Here is an 18969-nt window from a genome sequence, read left to right on the forward strand (position 1 = left end):
TCTACGACCGGGGAAAGCTCCCACCGTCGCTTCCATTATCTGACCTGCAGGCCGGACTGGGAGCCAGCGTGTTTACCATCGGGTTTCCCCGCATCGATATCATGGGGAAAACCCCCCAGCTGTCAAACGGTATTATCAGCTCTGCAAACGGTCTCCGCGATGATCCCATGACATATCAGACGACCGTGCCCATCCAGCCCGGAAACAGCGGAGGGCCGCTGTTAAATATGAGAGGGGAAGTTGTCGGCATGATCAAGTCCATGATCGGTATTCGGGAAGAAACCGGAGGGCCGGTGCTAACGTTGCAAAATACCAGCTGTGCCTTAAAGGTCGATCCGATCAAACAACTGATGGGATTCCTCCCGCAAAAAGAAACGGTTATAGACGTTCTTCCTCGATCATCCGAGAATCTGGAGCTGCTTGCCCTGCGGATTCAGGATTCCGTCTTGATCGTGGTGGCAAGGTAAACCGACATCGATATGGGCAAGATATGGGCAAGTTAGACATCCATAAAACCGGCAGATTAAATCAAGGACAGGAAGCCCTGTGCGCGCCGTTATACAAAGAGTAAAACACAGCTGCGTAACCGTAAACGGCGAAACCGTCGGAGAAATCCGCAGCGGGCTTCTGGTTCTGCTGGGTGTGGCGGCCGGGGATACCGAATCCGATGCGATCTACCTTGCGGACAAAATTGCCCGGTTAAGAATTTTCGAAGACGAAAACGGCAAAATGAACCTGTCAATTCTTGAAACCGGGGGCAGCATGCTGGTGGTTTCCCAGTTTACGCTTCTGGGTGACTGCCGTAAAGGGCGCCGGCCGTCTTTTGCTCATGCCGCGCCCCCGAATCCGGCCAATACCCTTTATGAATATTTTATCACCCTTGTCCGGGAAAACGGCATTGGCGTGGAAACGGGAATATTCGGCGCCATGATGGAGGTATCGCTGGTCAACGACGGCCCGGTAACGCTTATTGTGGAAAGCAGATATTAACGATATGCTCTGAAATTAAGGGCTTGATCATAACTGCGGGCACAATGTCACGGCGTCCGTTTCGCCCATTGCCGGCTTCTCCGGCACGATCCGGGGAATACCGGGAACGGACGGGACTCCGAGGCGATGCACAGCAAAATATGGCCGCAGTTATGATCAAACCCGGAATTGACGTTACCCCATGGTAAATCATTCAGAAAATTCAAAGGCAGCCGGAACCTTCTGAACGGTCGCGATGGATTCAAAATAAAATGTCTGAGGTAAAAATTACCGCGCAACGCGCATAAATAATGTTTAAAGGAAAATAGATAATGTCACAGACTAACTTAACTGACATGGATGAGCTTCAAAAGCAACTCACCCGAAAACCGTCTCTGGTTTGGGATGTAATACCGACGGATGAAAAAAACAAGGCTTTCGAATTTGCAAACGCCTACAAAACGTTCCTGAATGCATCCAAAACCGAACGGGAAGCGGTCAAAACGATAAAAGATATCGCTGTCCGAAACGGTTTTACTGATATTGATGTCCCCTCCTCCGGCAACGGCAGATACTTCAAAGTGTTCCGAAACAAATGCATCGCACTTGCGGTAACCGGAAATAAGCCGTTATCTGAGGGAGTACACATTGTTGCATCTCATCTGGATTCTCCGAGACTGGATCTGAAACAAAATCCGCTGTATGAAGATGTCGATCTGGCTTTCTTCAAAACCCACTACTACGGTGGTATCCGAAAATACCAATGGCTTGCCAGACCCCTGGCGGTCTATGGGAAGATCTTTACGGCTGACGAAACCGAAATAGACCTTAAAATCGGGGATTCACCGGATGACCCGGTATTTACCATTGCCGATCTGCTCCCGCATCTGTCCAGAAGACTTCAGGATCAGAAAAAGCTCTCTGAGGTTTTTGAGGGGGAAAAACTGAACCTGATCATCGGAAGTCTTCCCATCGGGAACACCGATCTTAAAGAGCGCTTTAAACTGGGGATGCTTCACTATCTGCACACGACATACGGCATTCAGGAAGAAGATTTTGTCAGCGCCGAGATAGAGATAGTACCCGCCGGTCAGGCGAAGGATATCGGATTTGACCGGGGCCTGATCGGGGCCTACGGACAGGATGACCGGATTTGCGCATTTACGGCACTTAAGGCGATCACGCAGGTCAGTAACCCACGGCTCACCGGTGTTGCACTGTTCGTGGACAAGGAAGAAATTGGCAGCGAGGGAAACACCGGCGCCAAATCCCGTTTTCTGGAAGATTTTATCTCCGATATTCTGATTAAAACAAAAACCGATTTCAGTGAACGGACTTTGCGCAAATGCCTCTTGAATTCGTTTGCCCTGTCAGCTGACGTAAATGCCGCTATCGACCCGGATTTCCAGGAAGTTCATGAAAAACGCAATGCCGCTCGCCTGGGCTATGGCATCTGCATAACCAAATTTACGGGTTCAGGAGGAAAGTCAGGTGCAAACGATGCCAATGCCGAATACCTCGGAAAAATTCGACGGATTTTCAATGAAAATCATGTCGTCTGGCAAACAGGGCAACTCGGTAAAGTAGATCAGGGCGGCGGCGGCACCATTGCAAAATTTCTCGCGATATACGGAATGGAAATCGTTGACTGCGGGCCGGCGATTCTGGCAATGCATTCGCCTTTTGAAATTTCCAGCAAACCAGACGTTTATATGACGTATAAGGCTTATACGGCGTTTTTCAACGCCACGTTCTGAGCCACCCCGTTTTCGGAATGAACCAGGAAAAATTCAGTCAAAAATGCTTCATCAAATTCAAATCGATAATCCGTGGACATATTTCAGATGGCGCTGGTGGGCGATGCTGCTGTTCATCAGCGCCATATTGATTCCAGGCCGTCCGGCAGTCTCTTATCCGGAATCGGCAGCTCACCTCGAATCTCTCATTGGTCCACGGGACGCGTTGCTGGTGGCGGCGCCTGACAACCGTACGATCGTTTCCAAAAACACGGACAGTCTTTTAATCCCGGCATCCACATTGAAATTGTTCACCTCTCTGGTCGCATTGCACTACCTGGGGCCGGACTACCGATTTTCAACCGAATTTTACCTGAACCGCCATAACACACTCATTATAAAGGGCTATGGTGATCCCCTCTTCATATCCGAACAGGTGGATCAGGCGGCAGCGCAAATCGCCCGACTCCGTATCCCCTTTTCCGCCATCGGGGTAGATAATTCCTATTTTTCCGGTTCACTTCAAATTCCCGGAGTTTCCAACACCACCCAGCCCTATGATTCTCACAACGGGGCATTGTGCGTCAATTTCAATACCGTATGTTTCAGCCGGATCAACGGTCGTTTTGTCAGTGATGAACCTCAAACGCCTCTGCTGCCGTATGCTATCAAACGGATCAGAATGGCAGGAGTGGATAAGGGCAGAATCAGGTTATCCAGTGATGAACAAGAGGGCGCCATCTATGCGGGACATTTATTCCGTCACTTTTCAACCCAGCATGGCGGGCCTTTCATCAGGGACGTCGCCCCGATCCGGATTGAAAAAAATCACGACACCCTGATTTACACCCATGTGTCCGATTTCACACTGTCCGACATTATCTCAAAGCTGCTGGAATTTTCAAACAATTACATCGCCAACCAGGTATTGATTTCGACGGGAGCGCAAGTCTTCGGGCCACCGGGCACCCTGGAAAAAGGGATTCGGACGGCGCAAACCTACGCGCGTGACGTACTGGAAATCACAGATATAACCCTGGCGGAAGGATCAGGAATTTCAAGAAATAACCGGATTTCAGCGATAGCGATGAATCGTATTCTGAACGAATTTGAACCCTGGCACCAGCTGATGCGCCATGAAGGAGATGACTATTATAAAACCGGTACACTGAGCGGCATCAGAACCCGGGCCGGCTATATCCAGACCCGGAGCGGGGAGCTGTACCGTTTTGTCGTATTGCTCAATTCTCCCCAAAAATCCTGCGATTCCATCATGAAGGCCATTCACCGGCTCGTTGACGCAGATAGTACCCGGACAAAAACACGATAATTTTTCCGGATTCAAGACGGCAAAAAAATCACCAGACAGACCCTGAGCCAGTGTGGCCCTATTCGCTGGTAATAGAGGCATAGGCGTTATGGTTGTGTATGGATTCAAAATTTTCCGCGCTCACGGAAAACCATGTAATATTAGTGTCCTTTTTAAGTATGCATGCAATATCGCGAACCATATCCTCCACAAATTTGGGGTGATGATACGCTTTTTCGGTAACATATTTTTCATCCACCCGTTTGAGAACCGAATACACCTCACACGAGGCACATTCTTCTACGAGCCGGATCATATCTTCCATCCAGATAAACTTCTTGAACCGGGTGCTGAGCCTGACCTCTCCCCGCTGATTATGAGCACCGGCCTCGCTGATCTCCTTGGAACACGGGCACACGGATGAAACCGGAACCACCACCTCTGAAATCAGGTCCACCTTACCGGATGAATCCGCCGTTCCGATAATCCGGCAGGTATAGTTCATGAGCCCGGGGGATTGACTCACCGGCGCTTTTTTTTCAATAAAATATGGGAAACTCACTTCAATGTGCGCCGAAGCGGCGTTCAGATGATTTTTCATCTGCGCCAGAATCGTCGAAAACTTTTTTAAAGAAATTTCCGGACGGAATTCATGAAGCATCTCAACAAAACGGCTCATATGGGTTCCCTTGTAGGTATGCGGCAAATCCACATACATATTGATGGTAGCCACCGTATGCTGAAATTTATTTGCCTTATCCAGAACCGTTATGGGGTATCGTATATGTTTGATACCGACTTTATTGATCGGTATATTCCGATCATCCGGCTGATTTTGAATATCTTTCATGCGTTATCAATACAGGCGGGCTGCGGATCTGATCCTTGTGTTTGCCAAACCATCAACCCATCATTTCCACATATATTCCATGTTTACATGACTCATCGCCCGGAAAATATTGCCTTTAATCTTTTTATTGCTCTGATAGAGCTGATTTAACAATGTCTTTATTTCCTGCCGTTTCGATACACCCGCTGAAGGACATGCATTCGTAAACACAGGAAATCCCTCTTGTCTGGCAAATCGTGCGGTCAGTTGCTCATCGACAAAAGCCAACGGGCGTATAACGGTAAATTTCCCCTGAAAAAACGACTGCAGGGGAAGCATGGTACTGATTTCCCCTGAATAACACAGGTTCAAAAACAGGGTTTCAATGATGTCGTCCTTGTTGTGTCCCAGTGCCAGCTTCCGGCATCCCAGTTCATCGGCAATTTCAAATAATCGCTTTCTTCGCAGTCTTGAACATAAAAAGCAGGGATTTTCCCGATTCTGACTGCTGTGAGCAATGACACCATGATCCGTATGCTCAACTCTGAGATCAAATCCGGCATCATTACAATATTGCTCAAGCAACGGGCTGAAATCAGCATCAAATCCGGGATCGATATATATGGGAAACAATTCATAATGGACAGGAGCACAGGCCAGTTTCTCACTGAGTACCCGCAACAGCGTCATGCTGTCTTTCCCACCGGAAAGTCCTACCGCTATCCGATCCCCGTCAAGGATCATGCCATAACGGTGAATGGCCTTTCCAACCGCCCGGTTCAACACCTTATATGTCGAACTGTATCTATGCAACGGCCAAAAGCACCTTACGATTTATTCGTATCGGCCGATTCTTCACTCGTAATTTTTCCAGCCGCAATCTCCCGGAGGGCCACTACGATATCCTCATTTTTCGGAGAACTCACCAGATATTCAGATCCTTCCCGTATCTGCCTGACTCTTTTCGCAACCATATGCACCAACAAAAATCGATTCGAAACCCGTTTCATACAATCTTCTATTGTGACTCGTGCCAAAGGTTAACCTCCATTATGCTGTTATTGGATACAGGCGGTATTCAGCCGGCGCGCATTCCCCCCGTATCATCGGTTTCATGCGGTCGTTTCAGGCAAGAACGTATTCATCTGCCAATAAACGATTTTAAAAAAGGCACTGCTTAAAAGATGTTGATCACCTCAAACAGCCTCTTACCGCCGGGCGCCTGGAACACGACCTCTTCGCCTATCTGTTTCCCGACCATCGCTTTTCCGAGGGGTGAAGAAAAAGAAATGCGTCCTTTTTCGATATCTGACTCATCAGGTCCGACAAGCAGATACGTTACACATTCTCCGGTCTCTATGTTTTCCAGTTCAATCCGGCATCCGAAAACGGCCCGATCCTTAGTCAGTGTGGCCGGATCAATAATATCAGCCTGGGCCAGTTTATAAGCCAGTTCACCTATCCGACCTTCAATGAAACTCTGCCGGTTTTTAGCCGCATCATATTCGGCATTTTCAGAAAGATCCCCATGCGCGCGGGCCTCTTCGATCGCCTGAATCACATTCGGGCGATCAACCGTTTTCAGATGTTCCAATTCTCTTTTAAGGGTATCATACCCTTCTTGAGTTATGGGTACTCGATCCAAAATACTGCTCTCCTATCCATCATGTTTTAAACACCATCCGGCTGATGCGCTATTACGAATGCATCGTAAAAACCCGTCTGGAAATACGGCAATCAACGGCATTAAAAAAGAACCGAATGCTGACTGAGAACCGCGGACTGAGGAAAAGCAGAAAATCATCCCGCTTTACGACAGAATTGTGCATTGAACTCACAGTATCCGGCCTTAATAGCATGCTCCGGCATCGAGAAAATCGGATTTTTTACGAAGCCGCCAAAATTGTCCACATGGTTTTATAAGTACTGTTCCGCCAGAATCTCAGCAATCTGTACGGCATTGGTTGCCGCTCCCTTGCGAATATTATCCGCTACGATCCACATATTAATGCCATTGGGTACGGATTCATCATTCCGAATCCGGCCCACTAAAGTCATATCCTGACCGGCGGCATCGATTGCAAGAGGATATACATTACGGCCAGGATCATCGACCACTTTAACCCCGGGTGAACTTTCAAGCAACGTCCGGACATCAGCAGCGGAAATGGCTTTTTTCGTCTCCACATTCACCGATTCAGAATGGCTGAAAAATACCGGCACCCTTACAGTAGTCGCCGTCACGGCGATAGAATCATCCTCGAGTATTTTTTTCGTCTCATTGATCATTTTAATCTCTTCTTTGGTATATCCGTTTTCCGTAAAAACGTCGATATGAGGAAGACAGTTAAATGCAATGCGATGAGGATATACACTGGTTTTACAATCCAGAAAATTAACCATGGCACGGGTTTGATCGAACAGTTCATCAATCGCTTTTTTACCGGTTCCCGATACCGCCTGATAGGTGGATACGACAATTCGTTTGATTCCGTATCGCTTGTGAATCGGCCATAACGCAACTACCATCTGGATGGTGGAACAGTTCGGATTCGCAATAATGCCCTTGTGCTTATACCCGACAACCGCATGCGGATTTACCTCGGGCACAACAAGGGGAACCTCCGGATCCATTCGCCATGCGCTGGAGTTGTCAACCACCACGCATCCGGCTTCCGCGGCAGCAGGGGCATACTTCAGACTGGTTCCACCGCCTGCCGAAAACAGGGCAATATCTATTCCTCTGAACGAATCTGCTGTCAATTCCTTCACGGTTACCCTGTCGCCTCTAAAACGAAGCTGACGGCCTTGCGAACGTTTTGAAGCCAGTAACGTGATGGATTGAACCGGAAATTTCCGTTCCTCCAGACAGGTGATCATCTGGTTGCCAACAGCGCCGGTCGAGCCGACAACTGCAACATTCAGTTTTTTCTCAGACATATCTTCCATACCTCAAAAGTATTATTTATTACAACACATCATGTAAACGTTCACCTAAACGTTCACCGTTTGACATTTACGACTATTCAAGTCAAATAAAACCAGCCTGTTCTATGACCTCATGGGATATGATTCAGCCGTTTTCTGTTATCATACAAGATGGGATTTTGGGTTTTCGGTTTCCTGAGTTGGTGTATCGACCTGCTTGGAGTTCCTGTAAGTACGAATGGAAAAATAGGGTCCTGAAATGACATAGCACACGCCCAACAGAAACAGTGCAATAGGTGGTTGTGATGCGATAAAAATCAATATCAGTACAGCGGCAACCAACACGTTAAAATTCATTCTATTATGTAATTCCGGTTTCTTGAAACTATGATATTTTACCGTACTGACCATCAGGAATGAAAGGGCGTACAGCATAATCAGCATCACGACTGCAAACTGATCGCCCTGCAGACCAAACCGACTGAACAAAAGTACCGTGGTCGCATTCATACCGGCGCCTCCAGGAATCGGCAAGCCGGTAAAATATTCACCGCTGCCTGTACCGACGTGCGAGTTAAATCTGGCCAATCGAAGTGCCCCGCACACCATAAACAGAAAGGCCGCAAGCCAGCCGAGCCTTCCCAATGGTTTAAGCGCCCACAGATATATCATCAATGCGGGTGCCAGCCCGAAGGATATCAGGTCCGCCAGAGAATCATACTCGACCCCGAACTTACTGGTCGTATGAGTGGCGCGGGCAACTTTACCATCCATGATGTCAAAAATGATAGCCACCAGAATTGCTACGGCGGCGGTTGTATAATTCCCGTTGATAGATGAAACAACCGAATAAAATCCTGAAAAAATATTCAACGTCGTAAAAATATTCGGCAGTATGTATATTCCGCGACGAAATTTTTCGTTTTCGAAACGTTTTTTCTTTTTCATTTAAAATATCCCAGAATTGAATGGCCGGCCCGCACTTTATTGCCGACGGACACGTTAAGTTGAATATCCACGGGAAGATAGACATCAAGCCGTGAGCCAAAACAGATCATGCCAAATCGCTGTCCCCGTTTGAGCGTATCACCTTTCTGAATCCGGCATATAATTCGTCTGGCAATCAGACCCGCAATCTGGACAAAGCAGATATCACGCCCCCCGGCAGTCTCAACCAGAACGGCATTGTGTTCATTTTCTCTGGAGGCTTTATCCAGATTGGCTGAAAAAAACTTACCAGGATAATAACTGATCTGCTTAACCGTACCTTCATGAGGGACCCGATTAACATGAACGTTTAAAACTGACATGAAGATACTGATCTTCATGCAGTGCCCCGGATAATACGGGCTGTTGTCCACCGTGTCAATATATATGATTTTACCGTCAGCCGGCGAAACAACCGCACCATAGTCGTTGGGAACAACCCGGTCCGGATCCCTGAAAAAAAGGCAGATTCCGAGCGTAATTATCAGACTGATGACCGCCATGGCGGTAAAATCAAGTATAGCAAATATCAGCGTAATAAACGCGAAAGAAAATATAATGGGAAATCCTGCCTTTGCCACAGGAAACGCATATGAGGCGGACGGTTCCGGATATGAAAACTCTTTCATTTATTTCAGTGCCTTTACTTAAATCTGATTATGCCAAGCTTTTCCATAAAAACTCATTGCAGCCATTTGTAACAAAGTATGTAGGTATTGTCAATAATATCGAAAATTCAAAATTCCATCCTGAAATCCGCTAAGAAGTAATGCCGCTGAAAACACAAAAGGGGCTTGATCATAACTGCCAGATGCTGAATGCGGTTATCTGCCTTTCGGACCGCGGCTTCTGCCCCGATTCGTTTTGCCGTCCCGCATCATGCGGACTTAAAATTCAATCCGGCTTCAGAACTTCGTATATAATAGGGCACCAGAGTACATATATCATCAGACTCGTTATTTACAAATCGATTCATTCCCAGAGCAGCGACGGTCGATGCACGGATGATGCACTGATCTCTCGTGGCAAAGCATGCCTTTTCCCCCAGTGCATCCACGATAAGTTTCCGGTACAACAACGCCCCGTTTCCCGTAAAAACGCAGGGGCCCTGAACTGAGTCCATCACTTTTCCCGGCGCTGACACCTGTTCCGGACCTTGTTTTTGAAGAATGCCGTTTTCATATTGATACCTTGCCCAGTAAGTTTCCCCTTTTCTCGCATCTATCAGCGCACAGATCGGATGAGTAGACACCCCGACCTGTGCGGCCAGGGCGTCCAGACTGGATACCCCGACAACGGGTTTGCCCGTAGACATGGCCAACCCTTTCACGCAGCTGATTCCGATCCGAAGCCCTGTAAAACTCCCGGGACCTGCAGTGACAGCAATCCCTTCCAGATCGGAAAGCCCAATTCCGGAAAGCCCCATCACCGTATCGATGAGTTGTAACAGATGTCTGGAGTGGCTCTGGCCACTGGCTATGGTAATCTCGGCCATCAGTAGCACCTGATCCACGACAGCGGTACTGCAGCTCGGAGTTGCCGTATCAACAGCGAGTATCCTCATAATATCACACTTTCATTAAAACAGGTTCATAAACCCGGGGCCTCGACAAGAACAAACTGAGCACATACACGATTTTTCTGTTCGTTTTCAAGGCGTATTTTCAAGGCGTATCTAAAGGTACGCATACTCGATGTAATCTTTGATACAACGCGGAAAACGAACAAAAAAAACATCCGGTGAAATTTGTTCTTGCCGAGGCCCGTGACAACCCGCAACAGGATTATTCGTTTTATTCCTCGCCGTTTTGCTCTTCAGCATCAGCAGTCTCTTTTTCAATTTCCATGGCTGACTCCAATACCTGATGCATATCCCTGACCGGAACGAACCTGATCTTCCGTTTGACATTTGAAGGAATTTCTGTCAGGTCTTTTTTATTCTTTTCAGGAAAAATAATGGTCCGAATGCCTGCCCGCAACGCACCCAGTGCTTTTTCTTTCAATCCCCCGATGGGAAGAACCCTTCCCCGCAATGTAATTTCACCGGTCATGGCGACATCTTTGCTTACCGGTTTTTTAGTTATCGCGGAAATAAGCGCCGTCGCCATGGCAATACCGGCAGAAGGACCATCCTTGGGAATAGCTCCGGCAGGCACATGGATATGAATATCCATATTCTCAAACAGGCTTTCCTCGATACCCAGCGCTTCGGCGTTGGCCCGGGCGTAGGTCAGAGCCGCCCGTGCGGATTCCTGCATCACCTCTCCAAGCTGCCCGGTCAATATAAGCTCACCCTTACCGGGAAACAGGGAGGCCTCCACATACAAAACTTCTCCCCCGACCTGAGTCCAGGCCAATCCGGTTGAAAGCCCCACCTGGCTGCTTTCCTGATCCATTTCCGGAATATATTGCGGCACGCCCAGATATTTATGCAGGTTGTTACGGGTAATAAGAAAGGAGCCTTTTTCACCTTCGGCAATTTTCCGTGCCGCCTTACGGCAAATGGTGCCAAGCTCCCGTTCAAGATTTCTCAACCCTGCTTCAGCTGTATATTCACTGATAATTTGAACCAGTGCTTCCGTACTGATCGACAGCATACGGGTTTTAAGACCGTTTTCCTTAATCTGCCGTGGAATCAGATACGATTGCGCGATAATTTTTTTCTCATCTTCAGTATAACCCGGAAGATAAATGATTTCCATCCGGTCAAGCAAAGCGGATGGAATCGTATCCGTCAAATTCGCCGTCAATATAAACATCACCCCGGACAGATCAAACGGAAGATTCAGATAATGATCGCTGAAAGAAAAATTCTGTTCCGGATCCAGAGCCTCAAGAAGAGCCGATGATGGGTCACCCCTGAAATCCGACCCCAGTTTGTCGATTTCATCCAGCATGAACACCGGATTATTGGCGCCGCACTGCTTCAGCCCCTGTAAGATTCTGCCCGGCATCGCGCCGATATAGGTTCTCCGATGCCCCCGTATTTCGGCTTCATCCCGTATTCCGCCCAGCGATATGCGAAAAAACTTACGTTTCATTGCTTTCGCAATGGCTCTGCCCAGAGAAGTTTTTCCGACACCCGGAGGACCGACAAAACACAAAATAGAGCCCTTCATCTTAGGATTCAGTTTCCGGACACTTAAATATTCCAGAACCCGTTCCTTGACCTTTTCAAGGCCGTAATGGCATTTATCTAAAATTTCTTTTGATTCTTTAATATTTATCATATCTTTGGTTGACCGGCTCCACGGCATTTCAACCAGCCAATCCAGATAAGTCCTGACGACAGAGGTCTCAGAGGAATCCGGATGCATCTGCTCCAGACGTCTCAACTGTTTCTGGGCCTCCTCATCAGCTTCCTTCGGCATCCGGGCGCGTTTAATTTTCTTTTTATAGGCATCGACCTCCTGAGCTTTCTCATCATGTTCACCCAACTCCCGGTATATGGCCCGCATTTGCTCGCGCAGGAAGTAATCCTTCTGACTTTTTGAAATTTCATCTTTCACGTCAGACTGAATCTTTGCCTGAACAGAAGAGAGTTCAACTTCACGCTGAAGCAGATCATTGACCTTTCTCAGCCGGCTAACCGGGTCAATCATCTCAAGAATCGTCTGAAACTCATCTATCTTGAGTTTCAAATTGGTCACCACCAGATCCGCCAGTTTTCCCGGCTCATCGATACTTTCCAGAATGGTTCCGACATCACCCGTCATTTCGCCTCTGAGCGTAAGAATTTTTTCGCAATTTTCCCGGACATTACGCATCAGGGCTTCAATTTCCAGATTGATCTCCTCGACCGGCTCATCTTCAACCATATTTATTTTTACCCGATACACGCTTTTCTTACGGGTATATTTATCAATTTTTGCTTTTGCAATGCCCTGAATCAGAATTTTCAAACGTCCATCAGGGAGTTTCAGGATTCGAAGAATGCGGCTGACGGTTCCTATTGGATATATTTCTTCCGGTTTAGGATTTTCTATCCCGGGATCTTTCTGAGTTGCGATCAGCAAAAAACGGTCACGAGCGACAGCCTCTTCCACTGCACGTATGGATTTTTCCCGCCCGACAAACAGAGGAAGAAGCATATCAGTAAAGATCACGACATCCCTCACCGGCATCAACGGAACAACCGAAGGAATGTTTTCATCCTTTTCTTCTTCTTCGATGATACGAATCAAATCATCTTTATCAGTTTCAGCCATTTTCTCTCCTGTATCGATTATATAAAAATTTATATTTTCCGTCTGCCGGACATTATGCCAGTCTGTGATCAACACCCGTGCAAGATTGAAAATGCTTGATGCAAATCTTATAATATATAAAGCATAATTTCACTTTGACAATATTTATTCTTGATTTTTTTAACCAAAATGGTGGATGATCTGCCACGGTTTGGCTGCAAAAACCTCCACCCATCCAAACACGGAAAGGTTTCGGGTCTCATGCAAACAATTTTGATTCATTCAATTATATTCATATTCGGAATATGTATCGGCAGTTTTTTAAATGTATGCATCTTCAGGCTGCCCAAATCAAAATCCATTGTATTTCCAGGCTCTGCCTGTCCGGAATGCGGCAGTCCTATTCATTTTTATGACAATATCCCGATATTGAGTTATGTATGGCTAAAAGGCCGCTGCAGACACTGCAATTGCCCGATATCATTCCGGTATCCGATGGTCGAACTCATCAGCGGCTGTTTTGCGCTGTGCCTCTTCCTGACCTTTGGTCTGAGCCTTGAATCACTGATATATTACCTATTTATTACATCACTGTTAGTTATCACATTTATCGATATCGACCATCAAATCATTCCGGATTGTATCACACTTCCAGGCATTCCGATAGCCTTTGCAGCATCACTGGCTCTGCCCTCAGTCCATGTTACTGATTCGATCATAGGCTTTCTGGCAGGCGGAGGTATTCTTTTTCTGATCGCCTGGCTGTATTACCTGATCACCCGAAAAGAGGGTCTCGGGGGGGGAGATATCAAACTGTTAGCCATGATCGGAACCCTTCTTGGCTGGAAGGGGGTCGCGTTTTCCCTATTCACCGCATCTATCATCGGAACCGTTTCCGGTCTCATCATTATCCTGAAAACGAAGAAAAATATGAAAATCGCCATACCGTTCGGGCCTTTTTTATCTATCGGCGCCATTTTATATATATTTTTCGGTCCGCAGCTGATCAACTGGTATATGAACCTGTTAAGATAGTTTCCATCCATAAATGGCCTTATCGAAGTCTGCGCTTATCGACCCGATATCTTCATCAATCTTCGGGATTGCTTGACTCCGGCTGAAATAAACGCGGACTTCAAACTTTTCATGGCCGGATTGGAAACACACGTTGATGCCCATCCGTTGAAGACCGAATTTATAGATAGCCACGGATTTTAATTTATTAATCGGGGATCGGGTGCCTGATTCGCAGGACTGAAAAAAACGGGGCTGTGGGAGCTGGACCCTGTTCCCGCCCATCGAGGTAATGGAAAACGACTGGCGTCGGAAGACGGGGGCGTAAACGTATCGGCAAACATTTTCATAAAAGCCAGGGACATGCGAACGAATTTATGCTCAACGGCTGTTCAAAACTGCTCGAGCCAAAGCAAGGCGGGCAATCGGAACCCTGAACGGAGGACAGCCATTCAACTGTTTTTTTACGAAACAGGTGTCTCTATGAGTATCATCTTGATAAAATTCGGCATATGACCTCATTTGGAATTTCAAAAGAATATTCCTGCAAACTCAATTTTATTTACCGGCTTTTTGAGTCTCAAGCGGTTTGATGCCTTCCAGATGTTCCAATCCAACAATAATATTTCTGACATCCTCATCCGTTTCCGACAGTTTTATCAGGTCATGCACGATATCTTTCAGGCAATGTTCACAAATAGATTCAAACCCATAAACATCAAGTTCATAAATCCGTTTAGTACATTTAAAACACATCGCGGTTTTAGGCTCTGCCAGAATGATATTTCTGGCTTTCCCATGTATAATATGCTCACACGCTGACCACAAATTCACGTCGCCATGTTTTTCACAATACCCCTTGTTAGCCATATGATATGCCTCCTTTCAGCAAAATGCCATCAGCAAAACAGCAACAATTTAAAATAATTGCCAAGGTTACTAAATACGTGATAAATAAATAGATAAAAATAAGAAATTAAATATAATTCATTATATAAGATAAAGGCACATTGATGTCAAAAGAAAAGACACCCCGATTGCCCGCGGTAAAATTTTAACAAATTTATATTTCCAACGTAAAAATGATTGACAGGCAATCAGGATTCAGGGACATGATTTCAAGCTTAATCCATCTGCTTGCGGATTCAAATGAAAGGTCCTGCACATGAAGACAACATGCGTTTTTATACACGGTCTGGACAGCAGCAGTCACGGGACGAAGGGGGTCTATTTCAAACGCAGATTTCCGGAGATGCTCGTAACCGATTACAGGGGGTGCCTTGAAGATCGGATGCATACATTAAACCTTCAACTTGAGGATAAAACCGGCCTGATATTGATCGGTTCAAGCTTTGGCGGTTTAATGGCGGCAATTTATGCCTGCAACAATGTTCAAAAAGTCAAAAAACTGGTCCTGCTGGCCCCTGCGCTCGATCATGAGGGATTTGCTCCCTGCTTAAATACCGTGATAGACATCCCGGTTATTGTCTATCACGGCAGCCTTGATGATGTCGTTCCTGCCGAACCGGTTCATTCCGCTCTCATCCGGGTATTTTCGCATATCAGTTATCATCTTGTCGAGGACGATCATCCACTTCACCGGACATTCACATCATTAGACTGGAACGCGCTATTGGGGCCTCGTCAATAAAAGGTCTTCTATTCCCTGCCAGATGTTTTCCTCAACTGCGTAAGGAATAATTTCATCTCCATGAATCGCAGGATTTTTCTCCATCTCGCGTTTAACCGCCGGTTCGATTTTGTCAACCAGCGGCGGAATATTTGCGCATGCCCTGTTCCGTGAATGGCATGCGACGTGTTATTAGTCAACATTCTCATGGTGTTAATTGACATCGGAACGATGTTACAGATCGCAAGCAAAAAACAAATTTTTTTACTATCCAGTCAGTTGATCTGCAGAAACGAAGTTGGTGCCACGTATACATCGTAGTCGATATTGTTAATAGTTTTATCTGAACTATTGACAGATATAAGACAAGAAAATCAAGGAATGAAAATTCACGCCATTTACCCGTAGCAGCCCCCTTCGCGGATGGTCGGCCACTGCATCACCAATACCGCGCAAATTGCCGGGCAATTTCACAATGCATCCGGATTCCAACGCCAATGGCATCATCATTAAAATCAAACGTGGCATGATGACATGGCGGATAATTTAACACCCCAGGCGGTCGGATTCCAAGAAACCAGAACGTGCCCGGAACTTTTTCGGCATAACAGGCAAAATCCTCACACCCCATCAAGGGAGAAAAATTCAGTTTTAACAAAGGCGGCGGTATGACATCGACAGCAATTTTCTCAAATATAGCGGTGCTCCGGTCATGATTTATCAGAACAGGGTACCCTTCTTCAATAAAAACTTCTGAATCGGCACCAAAGGCTTCAGCTGTTTTTAATGTTATCGATCGAATCTGCTCAGCGACCCGCTTGAGTGCCTTCGGGGACAGGCTGCGAAACGTGCCTTCCAGGACAGCTGTATCCGGTATGATATTGATCCCCGTACCGGCATGAAATTTTGACACCGTTACCACAGCGCTTTCCGTTGGACGGGTTGATCGGGATACGATTGACTGAAGCGCATTTCCCACCTGCATGCCGATAAATACCGGATCGATACACAAATGGGGGTAAGCGGCATGCCCCCCACGCCCTTTAATGACAATTTTAAAATTTCCGCTGCCGGCCATGGCAGCTCCCCTGCAAACACCGGCGCCTCCGAGTTGGATGCCGCTTCCGTGATAGGAATGAAGCCCAAAGACGGCATCCACCTTTGGATTCTCTAACGCCCCTTCCTCACACATTCGCCGTGCGCCGCCATCAGACTCTTCAGCCGGTTGGAAGATAAATTTAACCGGTCCGCTGATTTCATCCCGGATCAGTGACAGCACCAGGGCCGCGCCGACCAGACAGGCCATATGACCATCATGACCGCACGCATGCATCTGTCCGGGGGTTTTGGACGCATAGAGACGCATCGTTTTTTCATGGATCGGCAGAGCATCCATATCTGCCCTCAGGGCCACACAAGGCCCGGCCTTTTCGGGATCTATAGTCGCGACAATCCCTGTTTCAGCCATATTGGACCGAATCTGCAAATCCGGAATTGTCTTCAGCTGGCCCAATATACGTCGCGACGTTTCATATTCCTTGAATCCCAGCTCAGGGTTTTCATGAAGCTGTCGGCGAAATCGGATCATTGACGGTAAAATCTGATCGATAACCGGTTTCAAGTTTTTCAGTTTCATAGTCCCCCGCATCTGTTTTCAATAAGGTCATAGCCACTACATTCACCTTACGACACACCCGCCACAAGTAAACAAGAATTGGTTACCACAGCCATACATCACCGGGCATACCCCCCATAAACGATTGCCCCCCCCTCACGACGGACGGAATAATGAATATCCAACGGAAAAGATCCGTTAACAGCCCCCTCTGACTACTAACGGATCTTTTGGATACGGTCTATCTCTCTTATATGGGTTGAATCAGCCACAACCGGTTATATCAAAAACTGATTTAAGCCGGATGACGAATCTCCGTTTGATTTTTTTCATCGTTCCGGCGATATAAATTTTCTTTCCGGTGGCTTCTTTTTCCCTGTCGACAAAGGCCCGTTTGTCTCAACGGTTATTCCGATAATTTTTGCCAGTTCATCGGCTATATTTTTCATCATGTTCGCCTGCTGTTTCATTTCCTCTGAGGCGGCCGCCGACTCTTCGGCATTTACGGCATTCTGCTGGGTAGTCTTATCCATTTCTGCGACGACCTTGCTGATTTGATCAAGTCCCTTGGCCTGTTCATCAGAGGCTTCGGAAATTTCAGAAACGATCCCACCAACTTTTTCAGAACCCTTTTCAACTTCTTCGAAGGCCTGATTGGTCCCGGCCACTAATTTAAAACCGGCATTGACCTTTGCCACAGTCCCCTCGATCAGCTCTGCGGTATTCTTAGCGGCTTCCGCCGTTCGCATGGCTAAATTTCTGACCTCCTCGGCAACAACGGAGAATCCCAAGCCGGCATCGCCTGCCCGGGCGGCTTCGACTGCGGCATTCAATGCCAGCAGATTGGTCTGAAAGGCGATTTCATCAATTGTCTTAACAATCTGAAGTTTCCCATTTTTTTACAACGAGGTGCTAAGACAAGCGTTGGGACTGAAGTGTAAATACCTAATAAATACGAATGCTTATAGCAAAAATTTTCCGATTTATAACCTATTGATTTTATTACAAATAATTGGTACCAAATTTTATTAAAAAGCAGATTTTTTTATAAAAATCAGATAGTTATGGTTGATTGCGAGGCCGCGTTATGATATGTTTAGTTTGTCAAAACAAAAACACCTTAACGAAGAAAGGCCTCGCATACTGATACTACACGACATTCTCGGAAAACTCAAAAATGAATTTGCTCATTCACGAAAAGGCGATGAACGCGGAATATGGTTTGTCTACACGCTCCTTGCGATCATCATTCCTTTTGCTTCGTCAAAGACTTCAAACCTGCTTCGATGCCTTAAAAGTCTTTTCGGTTTTACGGGCATTCGAAAGAAACGATACTATACTTTCATGGCATCGCCCAAGATCCCATGGCAACGGCTTTGGCAAAGTCTATGGAAGATGATTCCCGAACCTTTGACAAATGACCGGCTGCTTTTGGCCTTGGACGATTGCATTAATCCCAAGACAGGAACGAAAATCTTTGGATGCGCCAAGGTCTTCGACCATGCTGCCAAACAAAATCAGTCAAAATATCCATGGGCACAAAACATTGTCGCCATTGGGTTGTTAAAAATAGTTAAAGGACGCTGGGCTTGTCTTCCCTTGAGCTATAGCTTCTACCTACCATATGAAAAAAACCATGGTAACTATTCAGCGTGCTTGAAAATTAGTATACTTCCATCTACATGACAAAATCTGGCAACTTGCCGTTAAACAACAGTTCCAGTGCACGGCTTGACTTAATTCCCTGTTTCCGACAAGTAGACAA

At 46.6% G+C, this 18969-nt stretch carries 18 protein-coding genes and 1 pseudogene; 7 read left to right on the forward strand and 12 right to left on the reverse strand.

All coding sequences use genetic code 11. From position 1 onward, the window contains the following. The 4 genes from PHQ97_14780 to PHQ97_14795 form a co-directional block, all read left to right on the forward strand. The coding region (locus PHQ97_14780; protein MDD4393998.1) for a serine protease at positions 1 to 467 on the forward strand (467 nt) is incomplete at its 5' end. A 79-nt stretch (positions 468 to 546) separates the two neighbouring features. Further along, entirely contained in the window at positions 547 to 990 is a 444-nt protein-coding gene (gene dtd / locus PHQ97_14785) for a D-aminoacyl-tRNA deacylase (GenBank protein ID MDD4393999.1), read from the forward strand. 311 nt (positions 991 to 1301) lie between these two features. Beyond that, positions 1302 to 2726, forward strand: a complete 1425-nt coding sequence (locus PHQ97_14790) for an aminopeptidase (protein MDD4394000.1) — start codon at positions 1302 to 1304, stop codon at positions 2724 to 2726. 43 nt (positions 2727 to 2769) lie between these two features. Continuing rightward, complete coding sequence (locus tag PHQ97_14795) at positions 2770 to 4035, forward strand: D-alanyl-D-alanine carboxypeptidase (protein MDD4394001.1); 1266 nt, start codon at positions 2770 to 2772, stop codon at positions 4033 to 4035. Between the two features lie 58 nt (positions 4036 to 4093). Here PHQ97_14795 and folE2 read toward each other — a convergent pair whose 3' ends face one another. From folE2 to lon, 9 genes are all read right to left on the reverse strand, one after another. Continuing rightward, the gene (gene folE2, locus PHQ97_14800; GenBank protein MDD4394002.1) at positions 4094 to 4864 is read right to left on the reverse strand and encodes a GTP cyclohydrolase FolE2; all 771 of its coding nucleotides are present in this window, start codon (positions 4862 to 4864) and stop codon (positions 4094 to 4096) included. A gap of 60 nt (positions 4865 to 4924) precedes the next feature. Further along, entirely contained in the window at positions 4925 to 5656 is a 732-nt protein-coding gene (locus PHQ97_14805; GenBank protein MDD4394003.1) for an ATP-binding protein, read from the reverse strand. A 14-nt stretch (positions 5657 to 5670) separates the two neighbouring features. Further along, positions 5671 to 5880 carry a DNA-directed RNA polymerase subunit omega gene (gene rpoZ, locus PHQ97_14810; GenBank protein ID MDD4394004.1) on the reverse strand — a complete coding sequence of 70 codons (210 nt, stop codon included), beginning with the start codon at positions 5878 to 5880 and terminating at the stop codon, positions 5671 to 5673. A 140-nt stretch (positions 5881 to 6020) separates the two neighbouring features. Then, a complete protein-coding gene (greA, locus tag PHQ97_14815; protein ID MDD4394005.1) occupies positions 6021 to 6488 on the reverse strand; it encodes a transcription elongation factor GreA in 468 nt (155 codons plus the stop codon). A 272-nt stretch (positions 6489 to 6760) separates the two neighbouring features. Further along, positions 6761 to 7783: an aspartate-semialdehyde dehydrogenase gene (locus tag PHQ97_14820; protein ID MDD4394006.1), complete on the reverse strand. Its 1023-nt coding sequence runs from the start codon at positions 7781 to 7783 to the stop codon at positions 6761 to 6763. A 150-nt stretch (positions 7784 to 7933) separates the two neighbouring features. Beyond that, complete coding sequence (pssA, locus tag PHQ97_14825) at positions 7934 to 8719, reverse strand: CDP-diacylglycerol--serine O-phosphatidyltransferase (protein MDD4394007.1); 786 nt, start codon at positions 8717 to 8719, stop codon at positions 7934 to 7936. Then, complete coding sequence (locus PHQ97_14830; GenBank protein MDD4394008.1) at positions 8716 to 9387, reverse strand: phosphatidylserine decarboxylase family protein; 672 nt, start codon at positions 9385 to 9387, stop codon at positions 8716 to 8718. Before PHQ97_14830 ends, pssA begins: the two co-directional genes overlap by 4 nt. A 248-nt stretch (positions 9388 to 9635) precedes the next feature. Further along, positions 9636 to 10322, reverse strand: coding sequence for a tRNA (adenosine(37)-N6)-threonylcarbamoyltransferase complex dimerization subunit type 1 TsaB (gene tsaB, locus PHQ97_14835; protein MDD4394009.1), 687 nt, complete (start codon positions 10320 to 10322; stop codon positions 9636 to 9638). A gap of 229 nt (positions 10323 to 10551) precedes the next feature. Beyond that, on the reverse strand, positions 10552 to 12966 hold the full coding sequence (gene lon / locus PHQ97_14840) for an endopeptidase La (GenBank protein MDD4394010.1): 2415 nt from the start codon (positions 12964 to 12966) through the stop codon (positions 10552 to 10554). A gap of 240 nt (positions 12967 to 13206) precedes the next feature. On the opposite strand from lon, the gene PHQ97_14845 reads away from it, so the two are divergent. Beyond that, positions 13207 to 13980 carry an A24 family peptidase gene (locus PHQ97_14845; protein ID MDD4394011.1) on the forward strand — a complete coding sequence of 258 codons (774 nt, stop codon included), beginning with the start codon at positions 13207 to 13209 and terminating at the stop codon, positions 13978 to 13980. A 537-nt stretch (positions 13981 to 14517) separates the two neighbouring features. Here the strand turns inward: PHQ97_14845 and PHQ97_14850 are convergent. Next, complete coding sequence (locus PHQ97_14850; GenBank protein ID MDD4394012.1) at positions 14518 to 14829, reverse strand: hypothetical protein; 312 nt, start codon at positions 14827 to 14829, stop codon at positions 14518 to 14520. Positions 14830 to 15124: 295 nt separating this feature from the next. Between PHQ97_14850 and PHQ97_14855 the strand changes: the two genes are divergently transcribed. Beyond that, the gene (locus PHQ97_14855) at positions 15125 to 15610 is read left to right on the forward strand and encodes an alpha/beta fold hydrolase (GenBank protein MDD4394013.1); all 486 of its coding nucleotides are present in this window, start codon (positions 15125 to 15127) and stop codon (positions 15608 to 15610) included. Between the two features lie 418 nt (positions 15611 to 16028). Here the strand turns inward: PHQ97_14855 and PHQ97_14860 are convergent, their stop codons facing one another. Together PHQ97_14860 and PHQ97_14865 are read right to left on the reverse strand one after the other, a co-directional pair. Then, positions 16029 to 17225, reverse strand: a complete 1197-nt coding sequence (locus tag PHQ97_14860) for a M20 family metallopeptidase (GenBank protein MDD4394014.1) — start codon at positions 17223 to 17225, stop codon at positions 16029 to 16031. Between the two features lie 392 nt (positions 17226 to 17617). Next, a pseudogene (locus tag PHQ97_14865) lies at positions 17618 to 18088 on the reverse strand (methyl-accepting chemotaxis protein). A 217-nt stretch (positions 18089 to 18305) separates the two neighbouring features. Between PHQ97_14865 and PHQ97_14870 the strand changes: the two are divergent. Continuing rightward, positions 18306 to 18890 (forward strand): transposase, encoded by a 585-nt coding sequence (locus tag PHQ97_14870; GenBank protein ID MDD4394015.1) that lies wholly within the window; start codon positions 18306 to 18308, stop codon positions 18888 to 18890. The last annotated feature ends 79 nt before the right edge of the window (positions 18891 to 18969 follow it).

The organism is Desulfobacterales bacterium, from assembly GCA_028704555.1.
Taxonomy (GTDB): domain Bacteria; phylum Desulfobacterota; class Desulfobacteria; order Desulfobacterales; family JAQWFD01; genus JAQWFD01.